This window comes from Reyranella sp. (assembly GCF_050185545.1).
Lineage (GTDB): Bacteria > Pseudomonadota > Alphaproteobacteria > Reyranellales > Reyranellaceae > Reyranella.
The window spans coordinates 1-8289 of sequence record NZ_JBFWZI010000261.1; the positions used below are offsets into that span (position 1 = coordinate 1).

7 protein-coding genes are annotated in these 8289 nt (G+C 68.3%); 6 read left to right on the forward strand and 1 reads right to left on the reverse strand.

The genetic code is table 11. From position 1 onward, the window contains the following. Positions 1 to 290 precede the first annotated feature (290 nt). The 3 genes from AB7O82_RS35290 to AB7O82_RS35300 are packed head-to-tail and all read left to right on the forward strand — an operon-like array spanning position 291 to position 3001. Positions 291 to 677: an MAPEG family protein gene (locus AB7O82_RS35290; RefSeq protein ID WP_428555121.1), complete on the forward strand. Its 387-nt coding sequence runs from the start codon at positions 291 to 293 to the stop codon at positions 675 to 677. A gap of 17 nt (positions 678 to 694) precedes the next feature. Further along, positions 695 to 2110 carry a 1-acyl-sn-glycerol-3-phosphate acyltransferase gene (locus AB7O82_RS35295; RefSeq protein ID WP_428555124.1) on the forward strand — a complete coding sequence of 472 codons (1416 nt, stop codon included), beginning with the start codon at positions 695 to 697 and terminating at the stop codon, positions 2108 to 2110. Positions 2111 to 2113: 3 nt separating this feature from the next. Continuing rightward, positions 2114 to 3001, forward strand: coding sequence for a YihY/virulence factor BrkB family protein (locus AB7O82_RS35300; RefSeq protein ID WP_428555127.1), 888 nt, complete (start codon positions 2114 to 2116; stop codon positions 2999 to 3001). An 842-nt stretch (positions 3002 to 3843) separates the two neighbouring features. Here the strand turns inward: AB7O82_RS35300 and AB7O82_RS35305 are convergent. Next, positions 3844 to 4839 (reverse strand): 2-hydroxyacid dehydrogenase, encoded by a 996-nt coding sequence (locus AB7O82_RS35305; RefSeq protein WP_428555130.1) that lies wholly within the window; start codon positions 4837 to 4839, stop codon positions 3844 to 3846. Between the two features lie 196 nt (positions 4840 to 5035). Here AB7O82_RS35305 and AB7O82_RS35310 point away from each other — a divergent pair, with 196 nt between their 5' ends. From AB7O82_RS35310 to AB7O82_RS35320, 3 genes are all read left to right on the forward strand, one after another. Then, entirely contained in the window at positions 5036 to 5542 is a 507-nt protein-coding gene (locus AB7O82_RS35310) for an SH3 domain-containing protein (RefSeq protein ID WP_428621578.1), read from the forward strand. 108 nt (positions 5543 to 5650) lie between these two features. Continuing rightward, positions 5651 to 7285, forward strand: a complete 1635-nt coding sequence (locus tag AB7O82_RS35315; RefSeq protein ID WP_428621579.1) for a TonB family protein — start codon at positions 5651 to 5653, stop codon at positions 7283 to 7285. Positions 7286 to 7299: 14 nt separating this feature from the next. Then, a complete protein-coding gene (locus AB7O82_RS35320; RefSeq protein ID WP_428621581.1) occupies positions 7300 to 8268 on the forward strand; it encodes a TonB family protein in 969 nt (322 codons plus the stop codon). Positions 8269 to 8289 lie beyond the last annotated feature (21 nt).

An 8289-nucleotide genomic window follows, 5' to 3' on the forward strand; every position in this document is an offset into this window, starting at 1 on the left:
TCGCTGGGGAGGTGTCGCCGTCACGCGGCGACCTGCCTTCCCCGAAGCGAAGCCGCTTCGGCTTCGCGCAGGCAGGCGGAGGGGTCATGGCTCGTGGACCGCGGGCGTCCCGCCCGCTCATTATCATGAGTAAGAGCGGGCGGGACGCCCGCGGTCCACATGAGTCATGATCCCCTCCATCCGCGAAGACGCGGACACCCCAGCTCCGCTGGGGAGGAGAAAGAGAAGCCCTTGCTTTCGCCCGTCACCAATATCGCCATACAATGCCCAATCGACGGGGAGGTCTCTGGATGCCGGTGTTTTTCGTCTGCGCGGGCTTGCTCGGATTGCTGACGGTCGCCCTGTCGCTGCATGTCGGCCGGTTGCGCGGGCGCAAGAAGATCTTCCTCGGCGATGGCGGCGATCCGGAGATGCTGGCGGCGATCCGCGCCCACGCCAACCTGGTCGAGTTCGCCCCGCTCTGCCTGCTGCTGATCTACCTGGCTGCCGACTTCTACGGCTTCATGGTCACGGCGGTCCTGTCGCTGGTGCTGCTGGTCGCCCGGGCGCTTCATGCCGGCGGCATCCTGGGCGTCATCCCCATGGGACGGTTCCTGGGTGCCACCGGCACCATCGTCGTCCTCACCGTGGCCGGAATCCTGCTGGTCGTGGCCGGCGTCGGCTTGCGGCAGTACTGAGCCGCGGCCGCCGGTCGATGGGCGAGCCGGTCGCCGTTCCGCTGTGGCTGCTGGCGGCGCTGGCTGGCTTCGCCCTGTGGTCGCTGCTCGACCGGCTGCTGATCCCGAGTGGCCGCTGGTTCCTGCGCCGCCGGCTCAACCGGCTGATCGAGCGCGTCAACCAGCGGCTCGATGTCGAGATCAAGCCGTTCCAGCTGACGCGCCGCCAGGTGCTGATCGATCGCCTGGTCTACGACCCGCAGGTCGTCGCCGCCGCCAACGAGCACGCCCGCGCCAGCAACCTGCCGCGCGAGGCGGCGATGGCCGAGGTCCAGCGCTACGCGCGCGAGATCGTGCCGACCTTCAACGCCTACATCTATTTCCGCGTCGGCTACTCGATTGCCCGCGCCGTCGCCCGTTTCCTCTATCGCGTGCGGCTGGGCTTCGCCGACCCGCGCATCCTGCAAGGCGTCGCGCCGAACACCACGGTGGTGTTCGTCATGAACCATCGCAGCAACATGGACTACGTGCTGGTCGCCTTCCTGGCAGCCGAGCGCACGGCGCTGAGTTACGCCGTCGGCGAATGGGCGCGCATCTGGCCATTGCAGCAGCTCATCCGCGCCATGGGCGCCTACTTCGTGCGCCGCAACTCCAACAGCCCGGTCTACCGCCGCGTGCTCGAGCGCTACGTCCACATGGCGACCGAGGCCGGCGTCGCCCAGGCGATGTATCCCGAGGGCGGGCTCACGCGCGACGGCAAGCTGCGCGAGCCCAGGCTCGGCCTGTTCGACTACATGCTGAAATCGTTCGACCCGAAGGGAGGCAACGACATCGTCTTCGTACCGGTGGCGCTGAACTACGATCGCGTGCTCGAGGACCGCACCCTGCTGCGATCGCTCGATCGCGAAGCGCGGCGGCGCAGTACCTGGTTCGTGCTCTCGACGACGCTCGGGTTCTGGCTCGGCCAGCTCGGCCTGATGCTGCGCGGGCGCTGGTTCCGCTTCGGCTATGCCTGCGTCAATTTCGGCGGCCTGGTGTCGGCGCGCGACTGGCTCGCCGGCAACGCCGCCACCGTCGGCGGCGACCTGCGCGGCCTCGACAAGGAGCAGCGCTTCGAGATCATCGGCCGGCTGGCGCACGACGTGATGGCCGAGATCGCCCGCCTGGTGCCGGTGCTGCCGGTATCGCTGATCGCCACGGTGCTGCTCGAGACCGAGCAGCCGATCGACGAGCTCGAGCTCAAGGCGCGCGCCGCCCGGCTGATGGGCCACTTCGAGGAGCGTGGCGCCAAGATCTACGTGCCGCGCGGCGACCGCGACTATGCCTTCCATGTCGGGCTGCGCATGCTGGCGCTGCGCCACCTGGTGGCGGAAAGCGACGGGCTCTATGCCGCGGTCGCAGCCGACCGGCCGGTGCTCGCCTACTACGCCAACGCCATCGCCCATCTGCGCTGACCCATGCCATTTTCGTCGACGATGCTCGGCAAGCTCTGGCGCATCGCCCTCTCGGCCGGATACGGCTACTTCGACAACCGGCTGGCGACGTCGGCGGCGGCGATGGCGTTCTATACCATGTTTGCGATCGGCCCGATCATGATCTTCGCCATCGCCGTCGCCGAGCCGTTCGTCGGCCGCCTGATGGCGCAGGAGGCGGTGTTCGAGGCGCTGAGCACTGTCGTGGCGTCGGAGCAGCTCGCCATGATCCGCCGGTTCGCCTCGGAGGACCTGTTCAAGGGCGGAGGCATCGCCGCCGTCGTCGGCGCCTGCGTTCTGATCTATACGGGCACGCGGGTGTTCGTCGAGCTCGACGACGGCATCGACGCGATCTGGCGCGATAGCAAGACGCGCCATATTCATCCGGTGCTGGCCAGCCTGAAATCGCGCCTGCTGGCCATCGCCCTGATGATCGTGCTGGGCGTGCTGCTGATCGCCGTAATCCTGGCGAGCGTGCTGCTCTCCGCCTATGCCGGTGCGCTCGAGGCCTTTCCCGTGCTCGGCGTATGGATCGGCCCGGCGACGTCGGTGTTCGTGCACTATGGCCTGCTGTCGGCCTTCTTCACGCTGGTCTACAAGTGGCTGCCGACCGTCGACGTGCCGTGGCGCTACGCCCTGATCGGCGGCGCCGTGAATGCCCTGCTGTTCGCCGCCGGCAACCGCGCCCTGGTCTTCTACTTCGAGGTGACGCAGCTCACCTCGGCGTTCGGTGCCGCCGCCGGCATCGCCGCCATCATGGTGTGGATGTACTGGACGTCGCTCACCATCCTGATCGGCGCCCAGGTCGGCCGCTCGACGCGCGACGTCCTGATCGAGAATCGCAGCCGCGAGATGGTCGAAGGCGATCTGTAGCCGGTGCGGGCGAGGCGCCTTGCGATGGGATCGGGGCGCCGGCGGTTCCATGCGATGGCCGGCGAGTGCAAATTGCAGGCGGCGAAAATTCCCTGTTCCCGAACAAAAAGCCCTGCCGCGACCAGCCGAAAATGCCGATTCCATCGGCATCTTTCGCATCGCCGCCCCGCCGGAGCAGGGAATCGGAACAGGGAAGTGCTTGCACCAGATCAGGGAGTTGAAGCACCGGATCAGGGAATTTCCAGCACCACAACAGGGACCAGACTGCCGCGCCCTCCTCGGGGCCATGCAAATAGAATCGTCCACCAGCCACGTGGATCCCTCCAGACAGAGTGGTCCACGTCCGGCGCAGCGGCATCCGACTGCTGCGATAACTCCGCAGGAGCGGGCGGGCTCGACTATGCAGTCACTTCCCGTGCAATCAATTGCACGCCGCCCCTCGGCCGCCCTCGTCATGATGATCCTCGTGCCTTGCCGCCCGGCATGGCTGTCGCTTTGCGGGAAGGAGATAGCGGAACAATTGGAAAGCGGAACGGGCACCAACCGAAATGGCTCGTTCGTGCGGCCACTTCCGAGAGCCTGTGACTTTTTCGACGCCTGTTTCGTCGACTACAGGATGGAGAAAGGAAAGGTGCCCCCGGGGTCGGGATGACATCACGGCGCTGGGGGCGTGCCACTCCAGTGTCGCGTCTTTGTGTGATCGACGATGACCGCGCCACTGGAGTGGCGCGCACCCAGCCCAAGAATGTGTCATCCCGAGCGCGGCAACGGACCTGCCTTGTTCGGCAGTACGATCGTGAATGGTGAAGCCAATAGGCGACGAATTCTGAACGCCGCTCCGCTCAGAACATCGTCGCCAGGACGCGATCCGGCGGCTTGTGGCCGTCGGCGAAGGTCTTGATGTTGATCAGCACCTTCTCGCCCATGTCGATGCGGCCCTCGAGCGTGGCCGAGCCCATATGCGGCAGCAGCACGACGTTGTCGAGCTCGACGAGCTTGGGGTTGACCTGCGGCTCGTGCTCGTAGACGTCGAGGCCGGCGCCGGCCAGCTCGCCCGCCTTGAGCATGCGGACCAGCGCGTTCTCGTCGATCACCTCGCCGCGCGCGGTGTTGACGATGATGGCGCTGGCCTTCATCAGCTTCAGCCGTCGCGCCGACAAGAGATGGAAGGTCGCTGGCGTGTGCGGGCAGTTGACAGACACGATGTCCATGCGCGCCAGCATCTGGTCGAGGCTTTCCCAGTAGGTCGCCTCGAGCTCGCGCTCGATGTCCTCGTGCAGGCGCTTGCGGTTGTGATAGTGGATGGCGAGCCCGAAGCCGCGCGCGCGGCGAGCCAGCGCCTGGCCGATGCGCCCCATGCCGACGATGCCCATGCGCTTGCCCAGCAGCCGGCTGCCCAGCATGGCCGTCGGGCTCCAGCCGGTCCACTTGCCGGCGCGCACCAGGCGCTCGCCCTCGCCCATGCGCCGCGCCGTCGCCAGCACCAGCGCCATCGACATGTCGGCCGTATCCTCGGTCAGCACGCCCGGCGTGTTGGTGACGGTGATGCCGCGCTGGCGCGCCGTGTCGAGGTCGATGTGGTCGACGCCGGTGCCGAACGAGGCGATCAGCTTGAGCCGCGGGCCGGCCTGCGACAGGACGCGGCTGTCGATGCGGTCGGTGACGGTGGGCACCAGCACGTCGGCCGTCTTGACCGCCTCGACCAGCTCACCGAAGGCCAGAGGCTTGTCATCTGCATTGAGCCGCGTGTCGAACAGCTCCATCAGCCGCGTCTCGATGGCGTCGGGCAGCTTCCGGGTGACGATCACCAGCGGCTTCTTCTTGGAACTGGACGGCATGGACGATCTGTACCGTGCTGCTGGCGGCGGGAATCCCGATTAGCAATTCCCCAAGTGCCTTGTCCAGCAACCGCGGGCGATTGCAGGACGCGACCGAAAAGCACGCATTATCAGCCGCTTGTCGATCGTCACGAAGAATTGAGGTATAGAGCAGGTGATGGGAATTCGACCCACGCCGACACTTTGGGCGACATTCGTGGCTGTGATCGCCCTGTCACTGCCGGGCGTCGCGACCTCTCAGGGTGCCCGCTCGGGTGACAAGGCAACGGCCGCCACCCAGCGCAAGGGATCGGGCCTGCCGATCCCGCGCTTTGCCTCGCTCAAATCCGACGAGATCAATGTCCGCACCGGGCCGGGCCCGCGCTATCCCATCGAATGGGTGTTCAAGCGCAAGGGCATGCCGGTCGAGATCGTCGCCGAGTACGATAACTGGCGCAAAATCCGCGACTGGCAGGGCGCCAGCGGGTGGGTCTATCAGGGCCTGCTGACCGGCAAGCGCAGCTTCATCGTGGCGTCGAAGACAGCCAGCCTGCACAAAACCCCGGCCACCTCCGCCGAGATCGTCGCCAGGCTGGAACCGGAAGTCATGGGCGAGATCCGATCCTGCAACGGCGACTGGTGCCGCGTCCGGGTATCGAGCGTCAGCGGCTGGATCCAGCGCACCGCCCTGTGGGGCGTCTACAAGTCCGAGCCGATCAACTAGGGCCCCGGAGGCAGGTTGTCGCAACAGACACTTTCCGTTCGGCTGGTTGCAGTCGAAGGGAATGCACTCTAGCGGCCGCACCGGCCGGGTCGTAAAACTGGGGGCACCGTGGCCCACGCAGTCAGTCTCAGCTACACGCGCTCCGACCACATGTCTCCCACCGCCCTGGTGCTGGCGACCGTGCTGCACGGCGTCGTGGGCTTGGCCCTGTGGTGGGTCTCGCCGCTGAGCCACGTCGATCGGGCAGTCGACGACCCGATCGAGATCACGATGGAGCGGGAGCCGGCTCCGCCTACCCCGCCGACACCGGCGCCCGTCGTTCCGCCAGTCCAGGAAGCGGCCATAACGCCGCCACCGCCTCCCGCCGCACCGGCCCCGTCGCAGCCGGCACCCTCGCGTCCGGGGCCGCTGTCGGCGCCGATCGGCGTCACTCTCGACCCAAAAGCCCAGCTCGGCGCCCAGCCGCCCGACCCTAAGGCGACGGCGACCAAGGAGCCGAACAGCGCCGGCCCGGCCGCACCCAAGGCCGCCGAGCCGGAGACCAAGGCCGACGCCGAAAGGCAGGAGCCGACGAAGCCGGAGGCGACGCAACCGGATCCTCCCAAGGCCGAGTCGCCCCAGCCCGAGATCGTCAAGCCCGAGGAGACCAAGCCGCAGACTGCCGCCAGCCAGCCGGCCCCTGTCGTGGAGGCCGGGCCTGCCAAGCCAGGGCCCGAGACCAAGCCGCAGCCGGAGCAGAAGCCGGAACCGGAGAAGACGGAAGAGCCGGCCAAGACACTCGAAGCCGAGAATGAACCCGAGTCGCCGAAGCAGCAGGCGAAGAGCCAGCCCAAGCCGTCGAAGCAGCAGCAAGCGGATGACAAGACCGAGCCGTCGAAGCAGCAGCAGGCGGAGAACCAGCCCGAACCATCGCAGCAGCAGAAAGCGGAGAACCAGCCCCAACCATCGCAGCAGCAGGCGGCGCTGGCACTCCCTCCGGCGCCACAGCTGCCGCCGGCGCCACCGCTGCCCCCGGCACCGCCGGCGCCAAGCCTGGACAGCGCCCTGCCGCCAATCGAGGCACCGCCGCCGCCGGTGACCGCGCGCGAGATCCCCGCGCCGCCTCCGCCACCGCCGCCGCCCAGGCCGGCGCCTACTCTGGAAAGCGCGCTGCCGTCGATCGAGGCACCGCCACCGCCGGTGACTGCGCGTGAGATTCCCGCGCCACCGCCGCCACCGGCCAAGCCGGCACCGCCCAAGCCGGTACCGCAAGCGGCTCCGCCGGCGCCTGTAGCCAAGCCTCCACCACCACCTCAGCAGGCGCAGCAAGCGCCGCCGCAACGTCCGCAGCTTTTCTCCTCGCCGTTGTCGAACCTGCCACAAAGGGCACCGCCCAGCTCGCAGCAGCAGGCGTCGCGCTCGACCGCTCCTACCTTCGTCAACCCGGCCGAGGCCTACGGCGAGCGCAAGGTGAGGGAGGATTATTTCTGGGCGGTCGTGCGCAAGATGGCTCAGTACCATTTCCAGCCGAAGATCTGCCCCGACATTGGTGGAGGCGAGGTCGTCGGGCGATTCACGATCGCCCGCAATGGTCGGCTGCTCGACGTCAGCGTCGCCAAGTCGAGCGGCTGCGCGTCCGTCGATGCGGCCATGCTCGAAATCGCCCGCCAGGCCTCGCCCTATCCACCGCTGCCGGCCGACATACGCGGCGACCGGCACGTCTTTACTGTTCCGCTCAATTTCCGGCGCAACGACCCGCGTTGAGCGAGCGGGGCGCCATGACCGACATCAGTCTCGTGTCCCGGCAATCGCGCCCGATGCCGCCGAGCGCGCTGGCGCTGGCGATCGTGCTGCATGCGGCAGTCGCCGGCGCGATCTGGTGGTTTGCGCCTCATCGACCGCACGAGTCACGGGACGAGCCGATCATGCTGATGTTCGATTCATCGCCATCGAATGTCGGCCTGCAGGCGCCGGAGAAACCCGGACCGCCGGCGGAGTCCGAAGCGGCGAGCCCGCAGCCGTCGAATGAGCCCCCCAAGGAGGCCGAACCACGACAGGCCCTCGCACCGGCGCCAACGCCGGCGCCCGCTCCGGAGCCGCAGCAAGCGCTGGCGCCCGCACCGGCGCCGACACCCGCGCCGGAGCCGACGCCACGACCGGAACCTCCGTCGGCGACACCGCCGGAGCCCGAGCCGGTCGCTGCTCTGCCGCGCTTCGAGTTCTCGATTCCACCGCCTCCGTCGCCACCACCGGCGCCCACCGCGCAGGAGTTTGCCCGGCGAGCGACGCCGCGCCCGCCGGCGTCAGCAGTCCAGCGCACCGCGCCGGCACCGCCCCGGCCAGCGCCGCCTTCGTCCTACCGACCACCTCCGACGCAGGCGCCGGCGACCATGCCGTCACCGGTGCCCGGGCCGCAACCGGGCGACGTCCTGGTCGGCCAGGGGCGACAACGCAACGACTACCTGTCGCGGGTCGCCCGCCAGATCGCCCGGCATCGCATCTATCCCGCCGCTGCCGCGAGCAACCGCCAGGAGGGCCGCGTGGTGATGCGCGTCACCGTCGCCCGTACCGGGCAGGTGCTCGCGATCAGGGTGGGTACCTCGAGCGGCTGGCCCGCCATCGATGCGGCCGAAACAGAGACGATCCGCAAGGCCGGCCAGTTCCCGCCCGTGCCGCTCGACATGCCGGGCGACCCGATCATCCTGGTGCTGCCGATGACCTACAGCCTCAGCGCGGCGCGACGATGACTCCGGCCGTCTGGCCCTAGC